Annotated in this window: 14 protein-coding genes and 1 pseudogene; 8 read left to right on the forward strand and 7 right to left on the reverse strand. The window is 70.5% G+C overall.

Annotated features, from left to right (window positions below; all coding sequences use genetic code 11):
* The first annotated feature begins 17 nt into the window (after positions 1–17).
* Positions 18–1,025 carry a hypothetical protein gene (locus ADK57_RS36460; protein WP_078973544.1) on the forward strand — a complete coding sequence of 336 codons (1,008 nt, stop codon included), beginning with the start codon at positions 18–20 and terminating at the stop codon, positions 1,023–1,025.
* A 79-nt stretch (positions 1,026–1,104) separates the two neighbouring features.
* Complete coding sequence (locus tag ADK57_RS36465) at positions 1,105–4,785, forward strand: glycoside hydrolase family 3 C-terminal domain-containing protein (RefSeq protein ID WP_053753959.1); 3,681 nt, start codon at positions 1,105–1,107, stop codon at positions 4,783–4,785.
* A gap of 98 nt (positions 4,786–4,883) precedes the next feature.
* Here the strand turns inward: ADK57_RS36465 and ADK57_RS36470 are convergent, their stop codons facing one another.
* Positions 4,884–5,942, reverse strand: a complete 1,059-nt coding sequence (locus tag ADK57_RS36470) for a PucR family transcriptional regulator (RefSeq protein ID WP_053753960.1) — start codon at positions 5,940–5,942, stop codon at positions 4,884–4,886.
* A gap of 248 nt (positions 5,943–6,190) precedes the next feature.
* Here ADK57_RS36470 and ADK57_RS36475 point away from each other — a divergent pair, with 248 nt between their 5' ends.
* The 3 genes from ADK57_RS36475 (at position 6,191) to ADK57_RS36485 (ending at position 13,657) form a co-directional block, all read left to right on the forward strand.
* On the forward strand, positions 6,191–6,682 hold the full coding sequence (locus ADK57_RS36475; protein WP_053753961.1) for a hypothetical protein: 492 nt from the start codon (positions 6,191–6,193) through the stop codon (positions 6,680–6,682).
* 76 nt (positions 6,683–6,758) lie between these two features.
* A complete protein-coding gene (locus tag ADK57_RS36480; RefSeq protein ID WP_053753962.1) occupies positions 6,759–8,759 on the forward strand; it encodes a hypothetical protein in 2,001 nt (666 codons plus the stop codon).
* Between the two features lie 83 nt (positions 8,760–8,842).
* Entirely contained in the window at positions 8,843–13,657 is a 4,815-nt protein-coding gene (locus ADK57_RS36485; RefSeq protein WP_053753963.1) for a DNA repair ATPase, read from the forward strand.
* A gap of 430 nt (positions 13,658–14,087) precedes the next feature.
* Here ADK57_RS36485 and ADK57_RS36495 read toward each other — a convergent pair whose 3' ends face one another.
* The 6 genes and pseudogenes from ADK57_RS36495 to gap form a co-directional block, all read right to left on the reverse strand.
* Complete coding sequence (locus ADK57_RS36495) at positions 14,088–15,386, reverse strand: SLC13 family permease (RefSeq protein ID WP_053753965.1); 1,299 nt, start codon at positions 15,384–15,386, stop codon at positions 14,088–14,090.
* Positions 15,387–15,423: 37 nt separating this feature from the next.
* The gene (locus ADK57_RS50220; protein WP_159050211.1) at positions 15,424–15,600 is read right to left on the reverse strand and encodes a hypothetical protein; all 177 of its coding nucleotides are present in this window, start codon (positions 15,598–15,600) and stop codon (positions 15,424–15,426) included.
* On the reverse strand, positions 15,587–16,822 hold the full coding sequence (locus tag ADK57_RS36500; protein WP_053753966.1) for a cation:proton antiporter: 1,236 nt from the start codon (positions 16,820–16,822) through the stop codon (positions 15,587–15,589). The genes ADK57_RS50220 and ADK57_RS36500 overlap by 14 nt, the downstream gene beginning before the upstream one ends.
* A gap of 321 nt (positions 16,823–17,143) precedes the next feature.
* Positions 17,144–17,749 (reverse strand): annotated as a pseudogene (locus ADK57_RS51690) (cation:proton antiporter); the annotation flags it as partial.
* Positions 17,750–18,074: 325 nt separating this feature from the next.
* Entirely contained in the window at positions 18,075–19,790 is a 1,716-nt protein-coding gene (locus ADK57_RS36505) for a GAF domain-containing protein (RefSeq protein ID WP_107091731.1), read from the reverse strand.
* Between the two features lie 118 nt (positions 19,791–19,908).
* Complete coding sequence (gene gap, locus ADK57_RS36510; protein WP_053753968.1) at positions 19,909–20,937, reverse strand: type I glyceraldehyde-3-phosphate dehydrogenase; 1,029 nt, start codon at positions 20,935–20,937, stop codon at positions 19,909–19,911.
* A gap of 355 nt (positions 20,938–21,292) precedes the next feature.
* Between gap and ADK57_RS36515 the strand changes: the two genes are divergently transcribed.
* The 3 genes from ADK57_RS36515 to ppdK all read left to right on the forward strand — a co-directional run bounded on the left by ADK57_RS36515 (position 21,293) and on the right by ppdK (position 26,038).
* Positions 21,293–22,192 carry a universal stress protein gene (locus ADK57_RS36515; RefSeq protein WP_053753969.1) on the forward strand — a complete coding sequence of 300 codons (900 nt, stop codon included), beginning with the start codon at positions 21,293–21,295 and terminating at the stop codon, positions 22,190–22,192.
* Positions 22,193–22,356: 164 nt separating this feature from the next.
* Positions 22,357–23,319 (forward strand): zinc-dependent alcohol dehydrogenase, encoded by a 963-nt coding sequence (locus ADK57_RS36520; protein ID WP_053753970.1) that lies wholly within the window; start codon positions 22,357–22,359, stop codon positions 23,317–23,319.
* Between the two features lie 34 nt (positions 23,320–23,353).
* Positions 23,354–26,038 carry a pyruvate, phosphate dikinase gene (ppdK, locus tag ADK57_RS36525; RefSeq protein WP_053753971.1) on the forward strand — a complete coding sequence of 895 codons (2,685 nt, stop codon included), beginning with the start codon at positions 23,354–23,356 and terminating at the stop codon, positions 26,036–26,038.
* Positions 26,039–26,204 lie beyond the last annotated feature (166 nt).

Here is a 26,204-nt window from a genome sequence, read left to right on the forward strand (position 1 = left end):
TGAGCGTCAGCAGCGGTCTGTGCCTCAGCGACCTCAACGCGAGCACCACCGCGGGCAACCCGGTCATCCAGGAAACCTGCACCGCCAACACCAACAAGCTGTGGGCGTTCACGCCGGTGAGCGGCCGGTCCTGGTCGAACACGGCCGACGGGTTCGCCGCCACCGGGGGCGGCACGACCGGCGGCGCGGCGGGCACCACGGTCACCGTCACGACCTACGCCGACCTGCTGAAGTATGCGTCCGCCGACGCTCCGTACGTCATCAAGGTCTCCGGCGCCATCACGGTGCCCACCTACGGCTACGAGATCCCGTTGAAGTCCGACAAGACCATCGTGGGCGTCGGCACCTCGGGCCAGATCGTCAACGGCGGTTTCAACCTCGGCACCGGGGTCCACAACGTGATCATCCGCAACCTGACCATCCGTGACACGCGGATGGCCGACGACGACCCCGACGACAAGCTGTACGACTACGACGGCATCCAGATGGACACCGCCGACCACATCTGGATCGACCACAACACGATTCAGCGGATGAACGACGGGCTCATCGACAGCCGCAAGGACACCAGCTACCTCACCGTGTCCTGGAACAACCTCGGCGAGGTCAACAAGGCCTTCGGTATCGGATGGACCGACAACGTCACCGCCCGCATGACCATCCACCACAACTGGATCCACGACACCAACCAGCGCAACCCCAGCATCGACAACGTTGCCCTCGCGCACCTGTACAACAACTACCTGCAGAACATCACCTCGTACGGCAACCTCTCGCGTGGCGCGTCGAAGACGGTCATCGAGAACAGCTACTACGACAACGTGAACGACCCGTACACCTACGACACCACAGCGGCGTCGCTGACCCAGACGGGGAGCGTCGTCGTCAACTGCACGGGTGACCAGAAGACCAACGGCACCACCTTCAACCCGAGCAGCTACTACAGCTACACCCTCGACCCCGCGAGCAACGTCCCGGCTCTCTTGAAGCAGTACTCCGGGCCCCAGCCCAACATCGGCACCTGAGCGCCCGCCGTCCGGTGCCGCTTTCGCGCCACGGCACCGGACGGCCTCCGTACACCTCGTACGAAGGAGAGTCACCCCAGTGCCTCGAAAGACAAGACCGCTCCGCACGGCCCGCCCGCCGAGGATCCGCCGCACGCTGGCCACGGGGCTGTGCTGCCTCAGCCTGCTCGGCACCGCGGCGGCAACGGCTCCGACCACCACCGCCCTCACCGCCGCCGTACAGGGAAGCATGCCTCCCCTCTACCGCGACACGCGCTACTCCTTCGAGGAGCGCGCCGCGGACCTGGTGTCCCGGATGACGCTCGCCGAGAAGGCACTGCAGTTGCACACCAACAGCGCTCCGGCGATCCCGCGCCTGGGTGTGCAGCAGTACACCTATTGGAACGAGGGCCAGCACGGCGTCAACCGGCTCGGCGCCAACGTCAACGACGGACCGGCGTCCGGTGGCGTGCACGCCACCAGCTTTTCCACCAACTTCGCCGCGGCGATGACCTGGGACCGGGACCTGATGTACCAGGCGTCGACCGCGATCTCCGACGAGGTGCGCGGTTTCCTGGACAAGTCGCTGTGGGGCACCGGCCAGAACAACATCGGCGTGTCGCCCGACAACTACGGGTCGCTGACCTTCTGGGCGCCCACCGTGAACATGGACCGTGACCCCCGCTGGGGCCGTACGGACGAGGCGTTCGGCGAGGACCCGTACATGGTCGCCGAACTGGCGGGCGCGTACGTCAACGGATACCAGGACCAGACGGCGGACGGTGAGCCGCGCAGCAAGTATCTGAAGGTGGCCGCGACAGCCAAGCACTACGCCCTCAACAACGTCGAGCAGGACCGGATGGGCGTCAGCTCGGACACGACCGACAACGACCTGCACGACTACTACACGTCGCAGTTCAAGAGCCTGATCGAGAAGTCCCGCGTCTCCGGCCTGATGACGTCCTACAACGCCATCAACGGCACGCCGTCGGCCGCCAACACCTACACCACCAACCAGATCGCCGGGCGCACCTACGGCTTCGACGGATACATCACCTCCGACTGCGACGCGGTCGGCACCACCTACCAGTCCTTCCCCCAGGGCCACGAGTGGGCGCCGCCCGGCTGGACCACCGACAACAAGGGTGCGCAGGCCACCTGGACCCACACGGAGACCGGGCAACGCGTCTCCGGCGCCGCGGGCGGTCAGGCGTACGCGCTGCGGTCCGGCACCCACATCAACTGCACCGGCCAGGAGGCCACGGCCCCGAACCTGCGCGAGGCCATCGAGGCCGGCGTCCTCAGCGAGGGCGTCGTCGACAACGCCCTGGTCCACCTGTTCACCGTGCGGATGCGGACGGGCGAGTTCGACGCGCCGGAGAAGGTGCCCTACACGGGCATCGGCAAGGACGTCATCGAATCGCAGGATCACCGGGAACTCGCCCGGAAGGTCGCCGACAACGCCCTCGTTCTGCTGCAGAACGACGAGGTGTCCGGTACCGACAAGCCCCTCCTCCCGGTGAACGCAGCACAGTTGAAGAAGGTGGTGATCGTCGGGGACCTCGCGGACAAGGTGACGCTGGGCGGTTACTCGGGCGATCCGTCCGTGAAGACGAGCACGGTCGCCGGCATCACCGCCCAGGCGAAGGCGGCCAATGCGGACGTGCAGATCGTGTACGACGCCGCGGGCACGTCCACCACCGCGTCGGGCGCGGCAGTGCTCGCCGAGCAGACGCGTGCGGACATCAAGGACGCCGACCTCGTCGTGGTGGCCGTCGGAACGGATGCCTCCGTGGCCGACGAGGGCCAGGACTACGCCGACCTGAAGATGCCCGGCAACTACGGCTCGTTGTTCGACCAGGTCGCGGACCTGGGCAACCCCAGGACCGTACTGAGCATTCAGTCCAGCCGGCCGATGGAGCTGGAGGGCGTTCGCGAAAGAGTGCCGGCCGTCCTCTTCTCCGGATACAACGGGCAGAGCCAGGGGGATGCCCTCGCCGATGTCCTCTTCGGCCGCCACAATCCGAGCGGCCGGCTCAACTTCACCTGGTACAAGGACGACTCGCAGCTGCCCGACATCTCCGACTACGGCCTGAGCGCCGGTGACACCGGCGGACTCGGGCGGACCTACCAGTACTTCACCGGGACACCCACCTATCCCTTCGGGTACGGCCTGAGCTACACGGACTTCGCCTACACGAACATCAAGGCGGACCGCAGGTCCGTGTCCGCCGACGGAACGGTGAAGGTCGGCGTCGACGTGACCAACACCGGCTCCGTGGCCGGATCGACCGTGGCCCAGCTCTACGCCGCCACCCCCTTCGAGGTCGACGGCCGGGAACTGCCCAGGAAGCGGCTTGCGGGCTTCCAGAAGACGCGTGTACTCGCCCCGGGGCAGACGCAGCACATCACCCTGCGGGTCAATGTCCCCGATCTGGCGTTCTGGGACGGCGAGGCCGCCAAGCAGGCCGTCTACAACGGCAGGTACCGGTTCGAGGTCGGCCCCGATGCGTCGGCCGTCAGCGGCTCCGCCACGGTCGGCGTGCACGGCAGGCTCTCCGAGCGCGTCCGTTACGTGACCGTGCAGCCGGAGGCCGTCGCCTACGACGTCGGCGACACCATCGACCTCACCGGCCGCAACCGCTGGATCAAGGACGACACGGACCCGGCCCGCCAGCCCGGCCGGAACCTCGACGTGAAGGCCGACCATGTGGTCGAAGCCGTCAACAACGACGGCTCCTTCCTGGGGAACCTGAGGAAGGCGAGGGTGAGCTACCGCAGCAGCGATCCGTCCGTGGCCACCGTCAGCCGCGACGGACTCGTCACGGCGGTCGGCAACGGTGTGGCCACGATCAGCGCGACCGTGGACGGCGTCACCGGATCGGCCGTCATCACCGTGCACCACCCGCTCACCCTGGACACCGACCGGACGCTCCGTCCCGGCCAGAGCACCACCGTCAAGGCCACATACGCCAACGGCGGCTCAACGGCCATGCGTGACACGGTGGTCGAGCTCACCGCACCCGAGGGCTGGACGGCCGAGGCCACCACACCCACCCGGTTCGACCGCATCGCACCGGGCGCGACGGCCGAGGTCACCTGGAAGGTCACGGTCCCCACGGACGGCAGCCCCGGCCCTCATGACCTGTCCGTACGAGCCGTCTACGGCGGTGCCAAGACGGACGACAGCACGATGCTGCGGGTCTCGGTGCCCTACGCCACGTTGAGCGAGGCGCGCAACAACACCGCCGTCAGCGACGACACCGACCACACCCTGGCCGACATCGACGGAGCCGGACGCAGCCTGTCCGCGCAGGCCCTCGCCGAACAGGGCGTCGTGTCGGGCGGCACGGTGACGTACGACGGCGTGACGTTCACCTGGCCCACCACAGGCGGCGGCGCGCGGGACGACATCGTCGCCGGCGGCCAGACCGTCCCACTCACCGGTTCGGGCACCAAGCTCGGCTTCCTGGGCACCGCCACCAACGGGCTGGCCTCGGACCTCGCCACCGTGACCTACACCGACGGCACCACACAGGAGTTCACCCTGGCCTTCGCCGACTGGTGGGACAACAGACCGGCCAAGGGAGGCGGACTGGTCGCCAGCCCCGCGTACCTCAACACCCGAACCGGCCGGACTGTCCGCAAGGTCGGCGTGTACGGCAGCACGGTGACCCTGCGGGAGGGCAAGACGCCCGCATACGTGACCCTGCCCGCCATCAGTACACAGGTGGGAGCGGGCCAGAACACCCTGCACATCTTCGCGATCGCCCTCGGTTGACGCCGCCGGGCAGGGCGTCGGCCATGCCGGGGGTGAACGCCTGGCCGACGCCCTGCCCGGGGCGCACGCGCTGTCGTCACCGTGGCAGCGGCCGAATGTCAGAGGTCCTTGGCGGGCCAGTCCAACAGCCGCGCGCCGATGACCGCGGTCTGGAGCATGTAGCGGTGGGCCGGGTCGGCCGGGTTGGCGCCGGTGAGCTTGTGGATGCGTTCCAGGCGGTAGGTCAGGGCACGCACGCTGAGGGTGAGGCGGCGGGCGGCCTCGGCGGCGACGCAGCCGGAGTCGAAGTACGCGGTGAGGGTGTCGAGGAGGGGCTGGGCGCCGCCGCGGGCGGTGGTGAGCGGGCCGAGGGTGTCGAGGACGAGGTCGGCCATGGCCTGGCGGTCGCGGGTCAGGACGGGGTAGACGAGCAGGTCGGCGGCGCGCAGGACCGGGTCGTCGAGGTCTAGGCGCTCGGCCAGTTCGAGGACGCCCAGGGCCTCCTCGTAGGACTGGACGACGCCTCCGGGGCCGGGCTGGGGGCGGCCGATGGCGACGCGTCCGCCGTCGGTCGCGGCGTGCGCCTGCTTGGCGAAGTGGGCGAGCACCTCGTCCTGGTGGCCCGGGGCGATGCACAGCAGTCGGCCGTCCTTGGTGGTGAGCAGGACGCTGCGGTCGCCGAAGCGGGCTATGAGGGCTCGCTCCACCTGCCGGGGCACCGCGGCGCCCTCGTCATAGGCGGTCGGTCCCTGGGCGACGGCGACGGCGTGTGCGTGGGAGAGACGCAGGCCGAAGCGTTCCGCACGCTCGGCGAGGCGGCCGAGGTCGCTGCGGCCGTAGAGGAGGTCGTCGATGAACTCCCGGCGCGCTGCCTCCTCCTGGCGTACGGCCATACGCTGGGCGCGTTCGTAGCCCTCGGCGAAGGCGTCGACGACCTGCTGCACGGCGGCGAGCGCGCCGTCGGCGGAGCCGGGTGTGCCGGGCCAACTCGCGCGGGCGGCGGTGAGGTGGGCGCTGATGAGGGCGCGCAGTCCGTGACCGGCTTCCGCGGCCTGTTCTCCCAGGGCACGGCGGGAGGCGATCTCGTCCCGGGTGAGGCGCCGCCCGGTGGCCGAGACCTCGGCCAGGATGTGGCCGTAGCCGTCGAGATACTGCTCGGGAATCTCCCGGTCCGCCACGTCGTCCCCCGGATTCTTGACGCGCTGGTGACGGATTCTTGGCGGCCACCGGCATGCAAACCCTAATGAACATTGCCGGGAACCGGCAATGCGCGGAAGGGATCCGGCCATGCACCATGGCTCGCGGGGAGCACGGCGGATGGTTCCGGTGCCGGACACCGGCAGGTGCCCGGCACCGGAACCCGGAGGGGAGTCGTGCACCGTCGGAGCCGGCTGATGCGCGCCGCGGTGGAGAGGGGGACCGGGAGATGTGGACGTTTCTGACAGCGGCCACGGGCCTGCCCACGATCCTGCTGACCGCGGCCCTCGTCGTGGTCGTGTGCTTCTGGCTCCTGGCCGCCGTGGGCGTGGCCGACGTCGACAGCTTCGACGCGGACATGGATCTGCGGGGGTGGCGCATGGGCGGGGTGCCCGTGGCGGTCGCTCTCTCCCTGCTGACGGCCTTCGCCTGGTCCTTGAGCGTCGGTGCGGCGCTGGTGCTTGCCGTGTTCGCCCCTGCGGGACCTGCCGTCGGGCTGCTGCGCCTGGTCGTACCAGTGGGGGCGCTGTTCGTGGCCTGGGCCGCGACCTGCCTGATCGTGCGAGCGCTGCACCGCCTCTTCCCTGACGAACCGGGGCTGTCCGCACCGAGCGAGGCCCGCACGCGCGACGCCACCGCGCTACGGGCTGTCGGCAGCCGGGATCCCTCCGAGGGTGTGCCGCGCGACGCCTCGCCTCACCTGCGGGACCACGCCGCCTGATCCGCGCCGCTGCCGGACCTCATCTCCGGCCTCGCATCCTCACGCTCAACTTCCTTACGCCTGAAGGACGTATGCCATGGTTGTCATGATCGCGGGCATCGGCGCGCTCGTCGCCGTCTGCCTGCTCGTCGTACTCGTCGTCGCCCGGTTGTTCCGCAAGGTGGAGCAGGGCAAGGCGCTGATCGTGTCCAAGATGCGCAAGGTCGATGTGACCTTCACGGGGCAGGTCGTGCTGCCGGTGCTGCACAAGGCCGAGGTGATGGACATCTCGGTGAAGACCATCGAGATCATGCGGGCCGGCAAGGAGGGGCTGATCTGCCGGGACAACATCCGTGCGGACATCCGGATCTCGTTCTTCGTGAAGGTCAACAAGACCGTCGAGGACGTCATCAAGGTCGCCCAGGCCGTAGGTACGGCACGGGCCAGCGACCGGGACACACTGCAGGAGCTGTTCCACGCGAAGTTCTCCGAGGCGCTCAAGACCGTCGGCAAGCAGCTGGACTTCACCGACCTGTACACCAAGCGCGAGGAGCTGCGGTACCGGATCATCGAGGTCATCGGCGTCGACCTCAACGGCTACCACCTGGAGGACGCGGCGATCGACTACCTGGAGCAGACGCCGCTGACCCAGCTCGACCCGGCCAACGTCCTCGACGCCCAGGGCATCCGGAAGATCACCGAGTTGACGGCCGTGGAGCACGTGCGCACCAACGAGGCCCAGCGCACCGAGGAGAAGGAGATCACCCGGCAGAACGTCGACGCCCGCGAGGTCATCCTGGAGCTGGAGCGCCGGCAGGCCGACGCCGAGATCAAGCAGCGGCGGGAGATCGACACCGTACGGGCCAGGGAGGAGGCCGAGACGGCACGGGTGGTGGAGGAGGAGCGGCTGGGGGCCCAAGGTGCGTTCCTGCGTACCGAGGAGCAGCTCGGTGTCCAGCGGGAGAACCAGGCCCGTGAGATCGCCGTCGCGCAGAAGAACCGCGAGCGGGTCATCGCCATCGAGAACGAGCGCATCGAGAAGGACCGCCTCCTCGAAGTCATCGCCCGCGACCGGGAGACGCAGCTGACGCGGATCGCCGCCGAGAAGGAGGTCGAGGCGGAGAAGCGGGAGATCGCCGAGGTCATCCGCGAGCGGGTCGCGGTGGACCGGACGGTCGCCGAGCAGGAGGAGTCCATCAAGACGCTGCGTGCGGTGGAGGAGGCGGAGCGGCAGCGGCAGGGGGTGGTCATCGCCGCCGAGGCCGAGGCGCAGGAACACCTTGTCAAGGGCATCAAGGCCGCTGAGGCCGCCGAGCAGGCCGCCGTCCACCGTGCCGCCGAGGAAGTCACCCTTGCCGAGGCCCGGTTGAAGAGCGCCGACCTCGACGCGCAGGCCAGGCTGCGGCTCGCCGAGGGCGTCCAGGCGGAGGCCGCCGCCGAGGGACTCGCGGCCGTTCAGGTCCGGGACAAGGAGGCCGGGGTCATCGAGAAGGCCGGCCGTGCGGAGGCGGAGGGCGCCAGGGCGAAGGCGCTGGCCGAGGCCGAGGGCGTCGGCGAGAAGCTGAAGGCGGAGGCCGCCGGACTCACCGAGAAGGCCGCCGCGATGGCCGCGCTGGACGACGCGTCCCGCGGTCACGAGGAGTACCGGCTGCGACTGGAGGCCGAGAAGGACATCCGGCTCGCGGGCCTCGACGTGCAGCGGCAGGTCGCCGAGGCACAGGCCACGGTCCTCGCCACCGGCCTGGAGAACGCCGACATCAACATCGTCGGCGGGGAGTCGGTCTTCCTCGACCGCCTGGTGTCCTCCATCGCGCTCGGCAAGGGTTTCGACGGTTTCATGCAGCACTCCGAGACCGCCCAGGCGCTGGCGAAGCCCTGGCTGGACGGCACCGCCGGTTTCGCCGACGACCTCAGCCGTGTCCTCGGATCGGTCTCCACGGCCGACGTGCAGAACCTGACCGTCTCCGCCCTACTGATGAAGCTGATGAAGAGCGGCGGCGCGAACACCGGACAGCTCCAGCAACTTCTGGACAAGGCAGGCGAGTTGGGCCTCAGTGACACGTCGCTCGCTGCGGTCAACGGCAGCGCCAGGCTCTGATGGCCGGTGGCCGGTGGCCGGGAGCTGCCGCACAGGGGACGGCAGCTCCCGGCCACGCTTCCTGACTCTCCGAGAGGGATCCCATGACCACCGGCCTGGACACCGGCACGTACGAAGTGCTGCGCGACCGCCTGGCCGTGCAGGCCGCCGAGCTCGCCCGCCGCGCCGAGGCACTCAACGCCCGCCGCACCGAGGAGTTCGGTTCCACCCGGCTGGACCTCGTCGGCACCGAGCGGCTGCGCACCGAGCACACCTGCGTGCCCCGCGACATCGTCTCCGTCGGCGACGTCCTGCTCTTCGGCCACAACGTCTTCCTCGGCCTCAAGCCCGAGACGGCCGTCGGCGACGTCCTCGCACTGCACGACCGCGATCTGAACCGGCTTCCCGACGACGCCGTGCCCGGACTGCTCGACGATCCTGCCTTCGTCCGCGAGTTCGCCGCCCTCTACCGCTACTACCGCCAGGCCCACCTTCTGCAACTCCGCAGGATCGACGGCAAGCTGCTCGCCGTGTTCCAGACCGGCGAGAAGGCCGGCGACATCCGCGTCCTGCGCTGGGCGCCGGCCGAGGACGGACAGGCCACCTTCCTCGATGCGCGCGGCGACCGCGACCACGTCTTCCCGCCCTCCCACGACTTCGAGTGGATTCCGGCGACCCGTGAGGACCACGTCCTCGGCCGCCACCCGCACGTCTCCATCGAGGGCGAGGTCTTCGTCGAGACGCTCGCAGGGACGCTGACCGTCAAGGTCGAGGACAACACCGAGACCGGTGAGGGCATTTACGCCGAGCCCGTCGACGAGCCGCTGCAGTCCCTCGTCGACGCGGACATCGCGTACGCGCGTGTGGGCGCCCTGATCCTGTTGGACATCCTCCCTTACAAGGAGGAAGTCCGCCGCTACCTGGTCTTCAACACCCTCACCAGGACGGTTGTCCGCCTCGACGGCATCGGCCGGGCCTGCCGCCGCCTGCCCGAGGACCAGGGCATCGTCTTCCCCGGCGGCTACTGCCTGGCCACCGGGGAGTACAAGACGTTCGACGGCATCGACACAGGGGACCTGGAGTTCGAGCGCGCGGTCCGCTCCCCGAACGGCGAGGACGTCCTGTTCGCCTTCCACGCGCGGGTGGAGGGCCGCAGCCTGCTGCTGCCGTACAACATGATCCGCAAGGAGGTCGCGACCCCGCTCTCCTGCCACGGCTGGGCGCTCTTCGACGACGGCTCCCTCGTCGTGTTGCGCGCCGACAGTGACGAGCCGCAGCGCGTGCACCCCGTTCAGCTGTGGAACTCCCCGTACGTCTCCGACACCCACGCCGCCGCCCAGCCCGTCGGCGCCGGCCCGCTGGCCCGCGTCGGCAACGCCGACCTCGTGCGCGGCATCTCCGACTGTCTGTCCATCACGCGCGCCGTGGCCGAGACGACCTCGACGAGCGAGGTGTACGACGCGCTGGCGGCCGCATGCGTCCGGGCCGCCGACTCCTACCACTGGCTGGGCGACCCCGAACTCGGTGACCTGCACGAACCGCTCATGCAGGTGCGGGCCACCGCCGAGCGGGTGCTGGCCGAGTTCGAGACCGTCCAGGCCCTCACCCGCCAGGCCGCCCACGCACTCACCGAGGCAGCTGCCCAGGTGGCCGCGGTCGTACGGCGCCTGCGCGGCGAGGCCCCGCGCAGCGCCGCCGCCTGGGTGGCCGGACTGACCGAACTCCGGCACGCCCAGGGCCACCTGCTCACCCTCAAGGACCTGCGGTACGCGGACACAGCCCGCATCGACGAGCTCGCCGCGGACGTCGAGGCCGACCTCGCCACCTTCGGTCAGCGGGCGGTCACCCACCTCGCCCGCGAGGACGCCTTCACCGAGTACCGGACCGACATCGAGCAACTCGTCGCGGACGGCGACGCGATCGCCACCGTCGCCGAGGCCGCGCCCCTCGCCGTCCGCCTCGACGAACTCGCCGACGGGCTGCGCACGGTGACCGAGGTCGTCGCCGGACTCGACATCGGCGACGCCACCGTCCGCACCGCCATCCTGGAGCGCATCGCCGAGGTCCTCGGCGGCGTCAACCGTGCCCGCGCCACCCTCGACGGCCGCCGCCGAGCACTCCTCGACCGCGAGGGCCGCGCCGAGTTCGCCGCCGAGTTCACCCTGCTCGGCCAGGCGGTCACCGGCGCCCTCGCGGCCGCCGACAGCCCGGACGCGTGCGACGCTCAACTCGGGCGCATACTTGTTCAGTTGGAGAACCTGGAGTCCCGGTTCGCGGAGTTCGACGACTTCCTCGGCGAGCTCGCGGACAAGCGCGACGAGATCCACGAGGCGTTCTCCGCCCGCAAGCAGACCCTCGTCGACGCCCGCGTCCGCCGCGCCGAGCGCCTCGCCGAATCGGCGACCCGGGTCCTGCAGACGGTCGCCCGACGTGCCGCCACGCTCGCCGACACGGACGCCGTCGCCACGTACTTCACCTCCGATCCGTTGCCCGCCAAGGTCCGCCGCATCGCCGACGACCTGCGCGAACTCGGCGACCAGGTAAGGGCGGAGGAACTGGACGGCCGCCTCAAGTCCGCCCGCCAGGAGGCCCTGCGCGCGCTGCGCGACCGCACCGACCTGTACACCGACGACGGCCGCACCATCCGCCTCGGCACCCACCGGTTCGCCGTCAACACCCAGCCCCTGGACCTCGCCCTGGTCCCGCACGGCGACACCCTCGCCTTCGCACTCACCGGCACCGACTACCGCTCCCCGGTCACGGACCCCGACTTCGCCGACACCCGTCCCTATTGGCACCGCCCGCTGCCCTCGGAGTCGCCCGAGGTCTACCGTGCCGAACACCTCGCCGCCCGCCTGCTGGACGAACACGGCCCGGCGGCCCTGGCCGAGGCCGACCTGGCCGCGCTCGTGAGGCAGGCCGCGGAGACGGCGTACGACGAGGGCTACGAGCGCGGCGTCCACGACCACGACGCGGCCGCCATCCTCGGCGCACTCCTGCGCCTGTACGACACGGCGGGCCTGCTGCGCCACGAGCCCGCCGTCCGCGCCACCGCCCAGGTGTTCTGGGCACACGGAACGACAGCCGAGGAGCGCGAGAACTGGACCCGGCGTGCGCTGTCCATGGCCCGGGCGAGGGACACCTTCGGCCTGGCGCCCGCAATCCTCGACCTGCAACGGGAGCTGGGGGAGGCGATCGGCGGACAAGGTGCCGCCGAGTACCTCTTCGAGGAGCTCACCACCGGCCCCGACGGCTTCGTCATCGCCGCCGGCACCCGCACGCTGCTCGACAAGTTCCGCCGTACGGTGGGAACTTCGGCGTACGACGACGACCTCGCCGCTCTCTGCGACCTGGCTGCCCGCAAGCAACTCGTCGAGGTGTGGCTGACGTCGTACACCTCCGCCACCGGCACCGACATCACCCCCGGCGACCTGGCCGAGGCGGTGGCGGCCGAGCTCTGCCCGGACCTGGTCCGCCACGAGTCCGACGCGCCGCTGACCGAGAGGGTCGAGGGGCTGCTCGGCAGCCATCCGCGCCTCAGCGGCCGTACGCTCACGATCCGCGTCGACGAACTCCTGGCCCGCACAAGGGCGTTCCGCGCCCACGAAGTCCCGGCTCACCGTGCCTATCAGCGTCGCCGTACGGCGTTGACGGCCGCCGAGCGCACACGCGTCCGCCTGGACGAGTACCGGCCGCGCGTGATGTCGGCGTTCGTCCGCAGCAGGCTCATCGACGAGGTGTATCTCCCCCTGGTCGGCGACAGCCTCGCCAAGCAGCTCGGCACCACGGGCGAGACGAAACGCACCGACACCGGCGGCCTGCTCCTGCTCATCTCCCCGCCCGGTTACGGCAAGACGACCCTCATGGAGTACGTCGCCGACCGCCTCGGCCTGATCCTGGTGAAGGTCAACGGCCCCGCACTCGGCCACGCCGCCACCTCACTCGACCCGGCCGAGGCCCCGAACGCGACCGCCCGTCAGGAGATCGAGAGGATCAACTTCGCGCTGGAGGCGGGCAACAACACCCTCCTGTACCTGGACGACATCCAGCACACCTCGCCCGAACTGCTGCAGAGGTTCATCCCGCTGTGTGACGCCACCCGCCGCATGGAGGGCGTACGGGACGGTGAACCACGAACGTACGACCTGCGCGGCAAGAGGTTCGCGGTCTGCATGGCGGGCAACCCGTACACCGAGTCCGGCAGCCCCTTCCGCGTGCCCGACATGCTCGCCAACCGCGCCGACGTGTGGAACCTCGGCGACGTCCTGACCGGGAAGGAACACGCCTTCGCGCTCAGCTTCGTCGAGAACGCCCTCACCGCCAACCCGGTCCTCGCCCCGCTCGCCGGTCGCGACCGCACCGACCTGGAGCTGCTGCTCCGCCTGGCCGAGGACGGCTCGACGGCCCGCGCCGACCGGCCGGCCCACCCGTACGCGCCCGCCGAGCTGGAGCGCATCCTGGCCGTACTGCGCCACCTGCTGGCGGCACGCGAAACAGTCCTGGCGGTGAACGCCGCCTACATCGCCTCGGCCGCCCAGTCCGACGCCACCCGCTGCGAGCCGCCCTTCCGACTCCAGGGCTCCTACCGCAACATGAACAAGATCGCTCAGCGCATCCAGCCGGTCATGAACGACACCGAACTGACCGCGCTGATCGACGACCACTACACGGCCGAGGCCCAGACCCTCACCACCGGCGCCGAGTCCAACCTGCTGAAACTGGCCGAGCTGCGCGGCACGCTGACCGACGAACAGGCAGCCCGCTGGGCCGAGTTGAAGGCAGCGTACGTGCGCACCCAGACGCTGGGCGGACCGGACGACGATCCCCTCGTCCGCGCCGTGGCCACCCTCGGGTTGCTCGCCGACCGGATCGGCGCCGTGGAGACGGCGATCAACCGCGCGGCCGGCCCCGCCACCTGATCGCCAACCCCGATCGCGGTGTACGAACAGGCCGTCGGCGCCGGCGACGGCGTAGGTGGTGAGGGTGTGGACGTCGTCCTGGCCCAGGTCGGGAACAGGGTCTTGAACGCCATCACGGTGACCAGCTCCAGCGGTGTGCCGGTCTCCTCGCCGGGCAGGTCGACGGCCGTCAGCCAGGTCGAGTCTGTGTTCGATGACCGCGGCGACGAGGATGCGCTGGCGCGACTCCACCCCGTTCGCACGCTGCCCAAACCCCGCGGCCCCCGGCCGGGTTCGCCCCGGCATCACACCTGATGACCGGCGCAGCCCAGTGAGGACACCATGACCATCCAGACCGAACTTCCAACCCGCACACGACCAGGTACCCCGGCTGCGGGACGCCGTGCGTGGCCTGGGGGCAGAGGACAGGATGCTGTGCGTCTCCTCCGGGTCAGGCGAGCGTGAAGTAGCGCAGCCACACGTACAGCGCCGACAGCGCCACCGTGACGACCGTGACGACCAGGCCGTACTTGGTGAACTGCCAGAAGGAGATGGGCTGCCGGTTGCGCTCGGCGATACCGAGTACGACGACGTTGGCGCTCGCGCCGATTGCCGTCGCGTTGCCGCCGAGGTCCGCGCCGATGGCCAGGGCCCACCACATGACGTGGTGGGCCGAGCCGCCCATCGACTGCACGAGGTCGGCGGTGATCGGGGCCATGGTGGCGACGTAGGGGATGTTGTCCACGATGCCGGACAGCACGGCCGAGGCGCTGAGCAGCAGCATGGAGCCGCCTAGTTCGTTGTCGCCGATGGCGTCGGCGAGGGACTCGGAGATCTCGCCGATCACGCCGGTTTCGATCAAGCCGCCGATCATGATGAACAGCCCGGCGAAGAAGGCGAGGGTGGGCCACTCGACCTCACGGAGGACCTCGCCGGTCTCCACGGTGGAGAGCGCGATGAGCAGGCCGGCGCCGAGCAGGGCGACGACGCTGGGTGCGTAGTGCAGGACTGGGTGGAGCACGAAGCCGACGACGACGAGAGTGAGCACCACGAGCCCCTGGACGAGCAGCTTGGGATCCTTGATGGCCTCCTTCTCCTCCAGCGCCATGACTTCTTCGGCGCGTGTCTCGTCGTAGACGAACGCCTTGTGGAACAGGAAGCGGCACAGGGCGACGAGCACCACGACCAGGAACACGGACAGTGGGGCCAGGTGGACCAGGAAGTCGTTGAAGGTCAGGCCCGCCCGGCTGGCGATGATGATGTTCGGCGGGTCGCCGACCAGGGTGGCCATACCGCCGATGTTCGACGCGAACACCTCGGCGATCAGGAACGGGGCGGCGGGCAGCCTGAGGCGCTCGCAGACCAGCAGGGTGACCGGGGCGATCAGCAGGACCGTGGTGACGTTGTCGAGCAGCGCGGAGGCCGCGGCGGTGATCACGACGAGCATGACCATGACCCGGAAGGGCTTGGCACGTGCCCGTTTGACGGACCAGATGGCCAGATATTCGAACATGCCGGTTTTCTTGAGCACGCCGACGATCATCATCATGCCCATGAGCAGGAAGATGACGTTCCAGTCGACGCCGCTGTGCTCGGAGTAGAAGGCCGACTCGTCATCGGTCGCCCCGATCGCCAGCATCAGCGCGGCGCCGCCCAGGGCTGCGCCCACGCGGTGGATCTTCTCGCTGATGATCAGGCTGTACGTGGCGAGGAAGACGATGATCGCCGCCCAGCTCTGCCAGTCGTTCACGATCCTCCGATGAGTCGTTCCAGCAGGCGGGCGGCGATCACCGCGCCCGCTCCAGCGCGTAGTCGGGTACGCGGTACGAGCCGTACGGCTGCCCGACGCGGTCGGCGGCCGGCGGCGCGGGCAGCTTCTGCTCGGTCGGCAGCCGGGCTGCGTCGGTGGTGTCTTCGTCGGTGCACACGGACGGGTACGGCTCGGCGAGTTCAGGTGCCGACATGGTCGGTCTCCTTGACAGCGCGGGGTGCCGGGATTCTGCCGGGCGGGCCGGCGAGGTCCTCGACGTGGAAGAGGCGGGCGATCGGCACGTCGGTGGAGCTGTGCGCCACGATCGAGAAGGCGATGCACACGGCGATCAGCGTGAATGCCCCCTCGCCCTGCGGGATCCCGGCCTGCAGCACCAGAAGTCCGTACACCACGGAGGCGAAGCCCTTCGGTCCGAACCAGGCCGCCACCAGCTTCTCCTGCCGGGTGAAGCTGGTGCCGAGCAGGGAGAGCAGCAGCGAGGCCGGGCGGATCAGCACGATCGCGAGGACGACCGCCACGTAGCCGCCGAAGGACAGGTCACCGAAAAGCTGCGGCGTCAGCAGCGCGCCGAACACCAGCAGGGCTGCGAACTTGGCCAGCTCCGCCAGCGCCTCCCCGAGCGGCTCGAACGCCTCCTGCGCCTGCGGCGAGCGGGCCGTCAGGACCGCGCCTGCGGAGAACGCGGCGAGGTAGGGGTTGGCGTGTGTGAGGTGGCAAGTGGCGTACAGGATCACGCCGACGCCCAGCGGCAGCAGCGGCTGCAGTTTGGGCTCGGCGCCCAGGTGCCGGAACCGTACGAGCTCGATCACCACGAACGGGAGCATGACGCCGAACACGAGGCCGAGAACCAGTTCCAGTGCGATCTTCCCGAGGTCGGCCTCGGCGTGCCCGGACGTCGGTCCGGCGGCGGTGATCAGGATGAGGACGACGGGCAGGGCGAGCCCGTCGTTGATGCCGCTCTCCACGTTCAGCAACTGCCGTAGCTTCGCCGGGACTTCCTTGCGTCCGACGATGGCCGAGGCGAACACCGGGTCAGTGGGCGCGAGCACGGCACCGACGAGGAGGGACGTCGTCCAGTCCAGCCCCACCAGGTAGTGCGTGATCAACGCCATGCCGAGGAACGCCAGCGGCATGCCGAGCCCGAGCGCGCGGGCCGGGGTGCGCCAGTTCGCGCGCAGCTTCGGGAAGGAGACGTGCATGCCGTCGGTGAACAGCACCGCGAACAGCGCCAGGTCGGCGGTGACGGACACGATCTCGCTGTCCGGTGTGATGTGGATCAGATCGAGGAAGCCGTCACTGACGAGTACGCCGCCGACCAGGAAGAGGAGGGACGTAGACAATACGGTCCGGGCGGCCAGACCTGACAGCAGCACCGCGACGAGCAGTGCCACCCCGAAGACCATGACGAGCACCATGACCTGAGCCCCGATCTGCGAAGAGAGTTGTCCTCAAACCGCCGACCAGGCTTCCCGGCACACCGCGAGGAACCCTACACGTTCTTTACGCGGCGTTGGCAGGTCCTTGGCGCGCACATTGACGGGCAGAACCTTGCCGGTTTCCGGCAGGAACACTTCTCGCCCGGGTCGGCCTCCAGGGCCTCCGGTCCTGCATCGATCAACCGTGCCGGGTGCCGACCCGGCCGCGCGCGGGCCGGCGGGGCCGGGGGCAAGGCCGACGTGCCCTGTTCCGCGGCTCGCTCGTGACGACCGAAAACCTGTGTGTCGTTCGGTCACCGGTCGCGTCGAGGCAGGCCGCCCGCCCCGTCGTCGTCCGAGACCGTTTCGCGTACGAGTGGTGGCCAGGGGTTCGGTGGAGCGGGCAGTGAGGGGGCCACGATGACGAGGATCAGGACGTAGGCGGTGGCCAGTGGCCCGAGGGGAGGGCTCGATGCCGGCCGTGACGGCGGGCCCCGCGATGACGACGGGCCTGGCGATGACGACGGGCCTGGCGATGACGACGGAGAATTCCCTGCGGGCGACCAGGGGGCCTCCGGCGTGCCGGCGGCCTTTGGGGCCGATCCCGGCGCGGTGCGCGGCCCAGTAGCCGGTGGTGATCTTCGTGGCGGTGTGACGGCGGCCAGGGCGAGGGCGGGCCGCAGGACGGGCAGGATGCCGGCGGGGTCGGTGTGCGGGCCGTGGAAGACGAAGAACACGCGCGGCGAACAGGTCCCGCAGCGCTGCACGGAGGCTGTGGGCGCCGTCGGCGGCCTCGCCGGACAGGGCGACGCCGACCAGGAACGCGCCGGCGGCGGACACCTGCAGCTGCTGGGCGGGTCCGGCGATCACCAGGGGCAGGCCGAGGACGATGAGCAGCAGCTTCTCGGGGTCGTCGCTGGAGACGAAGGAGGCAGGGCGCCACGCTTCGCCTCCAGCGATCACCGGCCTGACCGAACCCGGCGCCCCGCGTTCGAGGTCCGCTTGCTGACGCGGGGCGTTGGCCTTGTCGTTGTAGACCTTGGTCAGCCGCTCGATCGCAGACTGCCGCGCCGAGTACCCCGTCAGGTGGGGGCATCGGTTCCGCCGAGAACAAGCGCAGTGCGCACGCCGACGGGTGTGTCCGGGTTGCCGGCCCGCTTGTTCTCGGCCTCCGGAGCCGGTGGTCAGCGCCTCCGACGCGTTCGGCGATCAACCACTGGAGCTGTTCACGAACGACGACGCTCGGGGTACGTCAGCGCCCATCGACCGGGGCACGCCAGACCAACGTGGTACCGCCGCCGGGCGGGCAGGTCAGTTCGAATGATCCGCCCAGCTGCTCGGCTCGCTCGGCCAGGTTGCGCAGACCGCTGCGCCGCCCCTCGGCCGGGACGCCGACGCCGTCGTCCGCGACGGTGAGGATCACCTCGACGCCGTCCGTCTTCAAGGCCACGTCCGCCCGGGTCGCGCGGGCGTGCCGGCCGACGTTGGTGAGCGCCTCGGACAGCACGGCCACCACGTGATCGGCTATCTCCGGGGGCACGTTGGTGTCCAGCAGGCCTTCCATCCGCAGGCCGGCGGCGAAGCCCAGCAGGGGAGCTGCCTCCCCGGCGGTCCGGGTCGCCCGGGACCGCAGGGTCTCCCTGCCACTGGTCTCACGCGCGCGCAGCCCGAAGATCGTCGACCGGATGATCTTGATGGTCTCGTCCAGGTCGTCGACCGCGCGCAGAACCCGCTCCGACGCGTCGGGATGGTCGATGAGGCGGCCCGCGCTCTGCAGCGTCATGCCGGTCGCGAAGAGCCGCTGGATGGCCAGATCGTGCAGGTCCCGGGCGATCCGGTCGCGGTCGGCGAGCAGGGCGATCTGTTCGGCGTCGGCGCGCCGCTCGGCGAGCTCCATGGCGACCGCCGCCTGCCCGGCGAAGCCGACCAGCGGCTTCGTCTCGGCCTCGGAGAAGACGGTGCGGTCGGCGGAGCGAACCAGCAGCAGCACACCGCGGACACCGTCACCCGTCCCGATCGGGACCGCCACCGCGGGCCCGAGCCCCGCGAACCGCGGCGGCCCCGCCGTAATCCGCTCGTCGGACGTGACATCCACGCTCGTCACGGGTTCGGCGGCGGAGAACGCCGCGCCGATCAGGCTGCCCTCGACCGGCAGTACCAGGCCGTTGTGCTCCTGAGCCTGATCGCCGATGGCCAGCTCCACGGCCAAGGCGTCGTTGTTCGCCATCGGCACGGCCATCACCGCGAGTTCGGCACCGGCGATCTCCCGGGCCCGCTCGGCGATCACCGCCAGGACCTCGGTGCGCGGCCTGCCGGACATCAGGGTGTGGGTGATCTCACCGCTCGCGCGCAGCCAGCGCTCACGCTGTGTGGATTCCTCGTACAGCCGGGCGTTGTCGATGGCCACACCGGCCGCCACGGCAAGCGTGGACAGGACCGACTCGTCCTCGTCGTCGAACTGGGCGCCGCCGCGCTTCTCGGTGAGATACAGGTTGCCGAACACGTGGTCGCGGACCCGGATCGGTACTCCGAGGAAGGTGTTCATCGGCGGGTGGTGGGGCGGAAAACCGTGCGAGGCGGCGTGGTCGGAGAGCTTCTCCAGCCGCAGCGGCTGCGGATGCCGGATCAATTCGCCCAGGATGCCGTGCCCGGCCGGGAAGGGGCCGATCTCGGCGATCTGCTCCTCGGTGACACCGACCGTCAGGAACTCCGACAGCAGCTTCCCGTCCGGTCTGATGACGCCGAGTGCCGCGTACTGGGCGTCGACCAGGACCGCCGCGGCCTCCACGATGCTGCGCAGCACGTGCTCCAGGTCCAGTTCACGGCCCACCGCCAGCACGGCTTCCAGCAGGCTGTGCACCCGGTCGCGGGTACCGCGGGCCGCGTCGAGCCTGGCCTGCAGCTCCTCCAGCAGCTCGTCCAGCCTCAGTTGCGGCAATCGAACGCGCTCGTGCCCGGAGCTCTCCACCGCTGATTCCTCCACACTGGCCTCGCCCTGCCGACGGCAGGACACGGATCGTCTATCGACGTCACGCTATCGGGCCGGGGAGACGCGGTGGAACGGGGTCAGGAAGCCGTGCGTCCGCCTAACGCTCCGGGAACCGGGCGACGACGTACTCGGTGAGGTCGAGCAGCCGGTTGGTGTACCCCCACTCGTTGTCGTACCAGCCGAAGACCTTCACCAGGTTTCCGTGGGCCTGCGTGAGCGGGGCGTCGAAGACGCAGGAGGCGGGATCGCCGACGACGTCGCGCGAGACGATCGGGGCGTCGGACACCCGCAGGACACCCTTCAGGGGCCCGTCGGCGGCCTCCCGGAAGGCGGAGTTGATCTCGTCGGCGGTCACCTCCCGGTCGAGTACGACGGTCAGGTCGGTGAGGGAGCCGTCCTCGACGGGTACACGCACGGCGAGGCCGTCGAGGGTGCCGGCCAGCTCCGGCAGCACCTCGCCCACGGCGCGGGCCGCTCCGGTGCTGGTCGGGATGATGTTCACGGCGGCGGTGCGGCCGCGGCGCGGGTCCTTGTGCGGGCCGTCCAGGACGACCTGGTCGTTGGTGTAGCCGTGAATGGTCGTCATCAGGCCCTTGTCGATGCCGAAGGCGTCGTCGAGGACCTTGACCATCGGCGCCACACAGTTGGTGGTGCACGAGGCGTTCGAGACGACGTGGTCGTTGTCCGGGTCGTACGTGCCCTCGTTGACGCCCATGACGACCGTGGCGTCGACGCCCTTGCCCGGCACGGACAGCAGCACCTTGCGGGCCCCGCCCTTCAGGTGCAGTCCGGCGTCCTCGCGGCTGCGGAAGCGTCCGGTGGACTCGATCACGACGTCCACGCCCAGGCCGGCCCAGTCCAGGGCGGCGGGGTCGCGCTCGGCGGTCACGGCGATGCGGTGGCCGTCGACGGTGATCGAGGTGTCGTCGTGCCCGACCGTGCGGCGCAGCCTGCCGTAGGTCGAGTCGTACTCCAGCAGATGGGCGAGTGCCGCCGGGGAGGTGAGGTCGTTGACCGCCACCACCTCGACCGACGTGCCGGCCGCTGATTCCGCGCGCTCCAGCACACAGCGCAGGTAGTTGCGCCCGATGCGTCCGAAGCCGTTGATCCCCACGCGCACGGTCATGTCGCTCGTCCTCCAGGTCGGTGTCGTCCGGTTGCGCTGTCAGCCTGCTGCCGGGGGAGCGGGGCGGCCATGGGCCGTACGGGGGCGAGCGGGGGGACGTTCGGCCCGGTGCCGAGGACCGGGCGGGCCGTCGGGGCCGAGAGGGCCGCGATCCGGGGCCGGTCGGCGGGCACAGGGGCCCTGCGGCCCCTGTGCCCGCCGACCCGCGCGTCGAGACGATGCATGAAGAGGGGGAGCCGGTGACTGCGCGCGGGGAGAGATGAGGCACCCCGGCGACCCACCGTTCCCCCGGGGGCCTGGACGCATGCGGCGACGGCCCTCGTATCGGACGCGAGTGGATACGGAGGTACCCCGCATGCTTTCCCCCATCGTCGTCGGCTTCGACGGCTCTCCCGAGAGCCGGGCGGCCGCAGAGTGGGCCGCGCGTGAGGCACAGCGGCGCGCGCTGCCGTTGCACCTGGTCACCGCCTGGATCTGGCGGCCGGTCGACGTGCCGTCGGCTCAGGAGTCGGAAGCCCAGAAGCAGTGGGCGCAGCAGATGCTGAACGAGGCCAGGGAAGAACTCGTGGCCCGGTATCCGCAGCTGCCGATCACCGTGGAGCAGGTGGCCGCCCTGGCGACCCGGGCATTGCTGGAGCGGGCCGAAGGCGCCGGCATGCTGGTGCTGGGCTCGCGTGGGCACGGTGCCGTCACCGGTTTCCTCCTCGGATCCATCGGCCAGCACGTCCTTGCCCGCGCGAACGTTCCCGTGGTGCTGGTACGGGCCGACAAGACCCTGGCCACGGAGGCCGTCGAGCACACCGAAGCCGCGGCGCAGGAGGACGGCGACGTCGTCGTCGCGCTCCAGGACCGGGACGAGCCAGCAGAGGAGCTGCTCCGGTTCGCCTTCACCGCCGCTGCCGCCCGCGGTGCCACCCTGCGAGCCGTACACGCCTGGAGCCGGCCCCCGGTCTTCGCGTACAACCCCGCAGCCGTGCGGATGGGCGACGAGGACGGCGGCATGGAGGCCCGGGTCGACCGGGAACTCTCGGCAGCCCTCGAGCCCTGGCAGACGAGGTATCCCCAGGTCAAGGTGGTTCGGACGGTCGACCTCGCGTCCGCCGCGGAGGTCGTGCTTCAGGCAGCCCGGCATGCCGCTCTCGTGGTCGTCGGCCGCAGGACGCACCGGCCGGCCCTCGGCATGCGCATCGGACCCGTCACCCACGGCGTGATCCACCACGCCGCCGCGCCCGTCGCCGTCGTGCCGCATGACTGAGGGCCGACCGGCCCACCCGCGGGGGACGTCCGGAACCTGCGCGCATCGGCGCCACCTGACGGAACCTGGTCCCGAAGCGCCGGAATCCCGTGACTCCGGCGCACCGCGACACCGGACCCGCACCACCGCGCGACGCACCACCAGCCGCTGAGGAGAGCCCCGCCATGAAAGCAGCAGTCGTCCGCGCCTTCGGTGAGCCCCTGGTCATCGAGGAGCGCCCCGACCCCGTCCCCGGCCCGGGGCAGGTCCTGGTCCGGGTCGAGGCCTCCGGCCTGTGCCACACCGACATCCACGCGGCGCACGGCGACTGGCCGGTCAAGCCGACCCTGCCGCTGATCCCCGGCCACGAGGGCGTCGGCATCGTCGAGGAACTCGGCGCGGGCGTCACCCGACTGGCGGTCGGCCGGCGGGTGGCCGTGCCCTGGCTCGGCTGGGCGTGCGGGCACTGCGAGCACTGCCTGTCCGGCTGGGAGACGCTGTGCGAGCAGCAGGTCAACACCGGGTACGGCTGTGACGGCGGGTACGCCGAGAAGATGCTCGCCTCGGCCCCGCTGACCTGCGCAGGCGTCACCACCTACAAGGCGCTCAAGGTCGCCGGTGCCGCGCCCACCCAGCTGGTGGCGATCTCCGGCATCGGCGGTCTCGGTCACCTGGCCGTGCAGTACGCGAAGATCGCGGGCGCCACCGTCGCGGCCATCGACGTCACCGACGAGAAACTGGAGCTCGCCCGGCGGCTCGGCGCGGACATCCTCATCGACGCCCGCAAGGAGGACCCGGCCGAGGTGCTCAAGCAGCATGGCGGCGCACACTCCGCCGTCGCGCTCGCGGTGAACGAGCAGGCCTTCGCCGCCGTCTACCGCGGTCTGCGGCGCGGCGGCAAGCTGATCATGGTTGCGCTGCCCGCGGGCGGCACCATCCAGGTCCCGATCTTCGACACGGTGCTGAACGGCACCTCCGTCATCGGCTCCATCGTCGGCACCCGCCAGGACCTCGACGAGGTGTTCCGGCTGCACGCCGCGGGCCGCACCGAGGTCATCCGCCAGACCCGTTCCCTGGACACCGTCAACGAGTCCATCGCGGACGTGCTGCGCGGGGACGTCGAGGCACGCGTCGTCTTCGAGATGTGAACCGCCCCCACCGAAGAGGAAGAGGAACCAGACCATGCCCCGTTACGTGTACGACTTCACGGAAGGCGGCCGGGACATGGCCGGCGTCCTCGGCGGCAAGGGTGCCAACCTCGCCGAGATGACCCGGATGGGCCTGCCCGTCCCGCCCGGATTCACCGTCACCACGGAGGCCTGCCGGGCCTTCCTGGCCTCCGGCACCGAGCCGGAGGGCCTTCAGCAGGAGATCGCCGGGCGCCTGGCGGCCCTGGAACGGACCGCCGGGCGCCGGCTCGGACAGCCCGACGACCCGCTGCTGCTCTCCGTGCGCTCCGGGGCGAGGTTCTCCATGCCCGGCATGATGGACACGATCCTGGACATCGGCCTGACCGACGAGTCCGTACTCGGCCTGGCCAAGGTCTCGGGACAGGACCGCTTCGCCTGGGACTCGTACCGCCGTCTCCTCCAGATGTTCGGCAGTACGGTGATGGGCGTCGACGGAGCGCTCTTCGAGAACGCCCTCGCCGCCCTCAAGACGGCGCGCAACGCCCCGGACGACCTGCACCTCGACGCGGCCGATCTGGCCGGACTGGTCGAGACGTACCAGCAGTTGATCCGCCGGGAGACCGGCGAGGACTTCCCGCAGGACCCGGCCGAGCAGCTGCGCCGGGCCGTCCACGCCGTCTTCGCGTCCTGGAACGGCGAACGCGCCCGCGTCTACCGCAGGCGCGAGCACATCCCCGACGACCTGGGCACCGCCGTCAACATCCAGATGATGGTCTTCGGCAACCGGGGCTCCGACTCCGGCAGCGGCGTCGCCTTCACCCGCGACCCGGCCACCGGCCGCCCCGGCGTCTACGGCGACTATCTGACCAACGCCCAGGGCGAGGACGTCGTCGCCGGCATCCGCAACACCGTCGCGCTGGACGAACTGGAACGGCTCGACCCGGAGTCGTACCGGCAGTTGCGCGGGCACATGCAGACGCTGGAGCACCACTACCGCGACCTGTGCGACATCGAGTTCACCGTCGAACGCGGCAGGCTGTGGATGCTCCAGACCCGCGTCGGCAAGCGGACCGCCGAGGCCGCGTTCGCCATCGCCGCCGAACTGGTCGAGGAGAACCTGATCACCCCGGACGAGGCGCTGGCTCGGGTGAGCGGTGAAGGGCTCGCCCGGCTGATGTTCCCGCGCTTCGACACCACCGGTCTGGGTGCCCCGCTCGCGCACGGCATCCCGGCCTCGCCCGGCGCCGCTGTCGGCGTCGCGGTGTTCGACTCGGCCGAGGCCGTGCGGCGCGCCGCCGCCGGGGAGAAGGTCGTCCTGGTCCGGCAGGAGACCAACCCCGACGACCTGCCCGGCATGGTGGCCGCACAGGCCGTCCTGACCAGCCGGGGAGGCAAGACCAGCCACGCGGCCGTGGTCGCCCGCGGCATGGGCAAGGTCTGTGTCTGCGGAGCGGAGGAGATCACCGTCGATACCGTCGCGCGGCGGTTCACGGCCGACGGTGTCACCGTCGAGGAGGGCACGGTCATCTCCGTGGACGGCTCCGAGGGCGCCGTCCGGCTCGGCTCGGTGCCGCTCGCCGACTCGGAGGTCATGCGGTACTTCGAGACCGGCGAGGAGTCGGCCGGGCTGGTCGGCGTCGTCGCCCGCACCATGCAACAGGCCGATGCGGTAAGGAAGTTGGGGGTCCGGGCCAACGCCGACACGCCTGAGGACGCCGCCCGTGCCCGCCGTTTCGGCGCCGAGGGCATCGGGCTGTGCCGTACCGAGCACATGTTCCTGGGTGAGCGTCGCAAGCTGGTCGAGGCGATGATCCTGGCCCGCACGGACGCCGAACGCGACCGCGCCCTGGAGGGCCTGCTGCCGCTCCAGCGCCAGGACTTCGTCGGAATCCTCGCCGCGATGGACGGCCTTCCGGTGACGATCCGTCTCCTCGACCCGCCGCTGCACGAGTTCCTGCCCGACCGCACCGAACTGGCCGTCCGCGTCGCCGCCACCCAGGCGCACGGCGACGCTCCGGACGCGCACGACGGGGAGCTGCTGGAGGCCGTGAACCGGATGCACGAGGAGAACCCGATGCTCGGCCTGCGCGGGGTGCGGCTCGGCCTCGTGGTGCCCGGCCTGGTCGCCATGCAGGTACGAGCCGTCGCCGAGGCGGTCGCCGAGCGCAGGCGGGCGGGCGGCGACCCGAAGGCGGAGATCATGGTGCCGCTGGTCGACACGGTCGAGGAAATCCACATCGTGCGCGCGGAGGTGGAGCGGGTCCTGGCCGAGGTCTCCGAAGCGACCGGCATCACCGTCGACTGCCCGGTCGGCACGATGATCGAGCTGCCCAGGGCCGCGCTGACGGCCGGCCGGATCGCCGAGGAGGCCGCCTTCTTCTCCTTCGGCACCAACGACCTCACTCAGACCACCTGGGGTTTCTCCCGCGACGACGTCGAGGCGGCGTTCTTCTCCGCCTATCTGGAACAGGGCATCTTCAAGGTCTCCCCGTTCGAGACGATCGACCGCGAAGGCGTCGGCCGGCTCGTGGAGATCGCCGTCACCGAGGGCCGCGCCGCCCGGCCCGACCTGAAGATCGGGGTGTGCGGCGAGCACGGCGGCGACCCGGACTCGGTGCACTTCTTCCACGGCGTGGGACTGGACTACGTCTCCTGCTCCCCGTTCCGCGTGCCGATCGCCCGCCTGGAGGCCGGCCGGGCCGCGCTCCCGGACACGGAGGGCAGCGACAGCAGGTGACGACGGGGCCGACCGGCCCTGGATCCCGGGGGCCGGTCGGTCCCCGGGAGGACCCCTCGGCACCTGGGGCGCGAGTGCCCCGCCGAGAGACCGTGGTCATGGGAGCGGTACCGATCCCTCGCGGTGCCGCCCCTGCACGAGCTCTCTTCACGAGGACCGGAGTTCC

The sequence above is a fragment of the Streptomyces sp. MMG1533 genome, from assembly GCF_001279775.1.
Classification (GTDB): Bacteria; Actinomycetota; Actinomycetes; order Streptomycetales; family Streptomycetaceae; genus Streptomyces.

Excerpts from the sequence above, each read along its gene's own strand:
- ADK57_RS36475 (WP_053753961.1), top strand. The coding sequence starts at position 6,191 with ATGTGGACGTTTCTGACAGCGGCCACGGGCCTGCCCACGATCCTGCTG.
- ADK57_RS36480 (WP_053753962.1), top strand. The coding sequence starts at position 6,759 with ATGGTTGTCATGATCGCGGGCATCGGCGCGCTCGTCGCCGTCTGCCTG.
- ADK57_RS36485 (WP_053753963.1), top strand. The coding sequence starts at position 8,843 with ATGACCACCGGCCTGGACACCGGCACGTACGAAGTGCTGCGCGACCGC.
- ADK57_RS50220 (WP_159050211.1), bottom strand. The coding sequence starts at position 15,600 with ATGTCGGCACCTGAACTCGCCGAGCCGTACCCGTCCGTGTGCACCGAC.
- ADK57_RS36500 (WP_053753966.1), bottom strand. The coding sequence starts at position 16,822 with ATGGTGCTCGTCATGGTCTTCGGGGTGGCACTGCTCGTCGCGGTGCTG.
- gap (WP_053753968.1), bottom strand. The coding sequence starts at position 20,937 with ATGACCGTGCGCGTGGGGATCAACGGCTTCGGACGCATCGGGCGCAAC.
- ADK57_RS36515 (WP_053753969.1), top strand. The coding sequence starts at position 21,293 with ATGCTTTCCCCCATCGTCGTCGGCTTCGACGGCTCTCCCGAGAGCCGG.
- ADK57_RS36520 (WP_053753970.1), top strand. The coding sequence starts at position 22,357 with ATGAAAGCAGCAGTCGTCCGCGCCTTCGGTGAGCCCCTGGTCATCGAG.
- ppdK (WP_053753971.1), top strand. The coding sequence starts at position 23,354 with ATGCCCCGTTACGTGTACGACTTCACGGAAGGCGGCCGGGACATGGCC.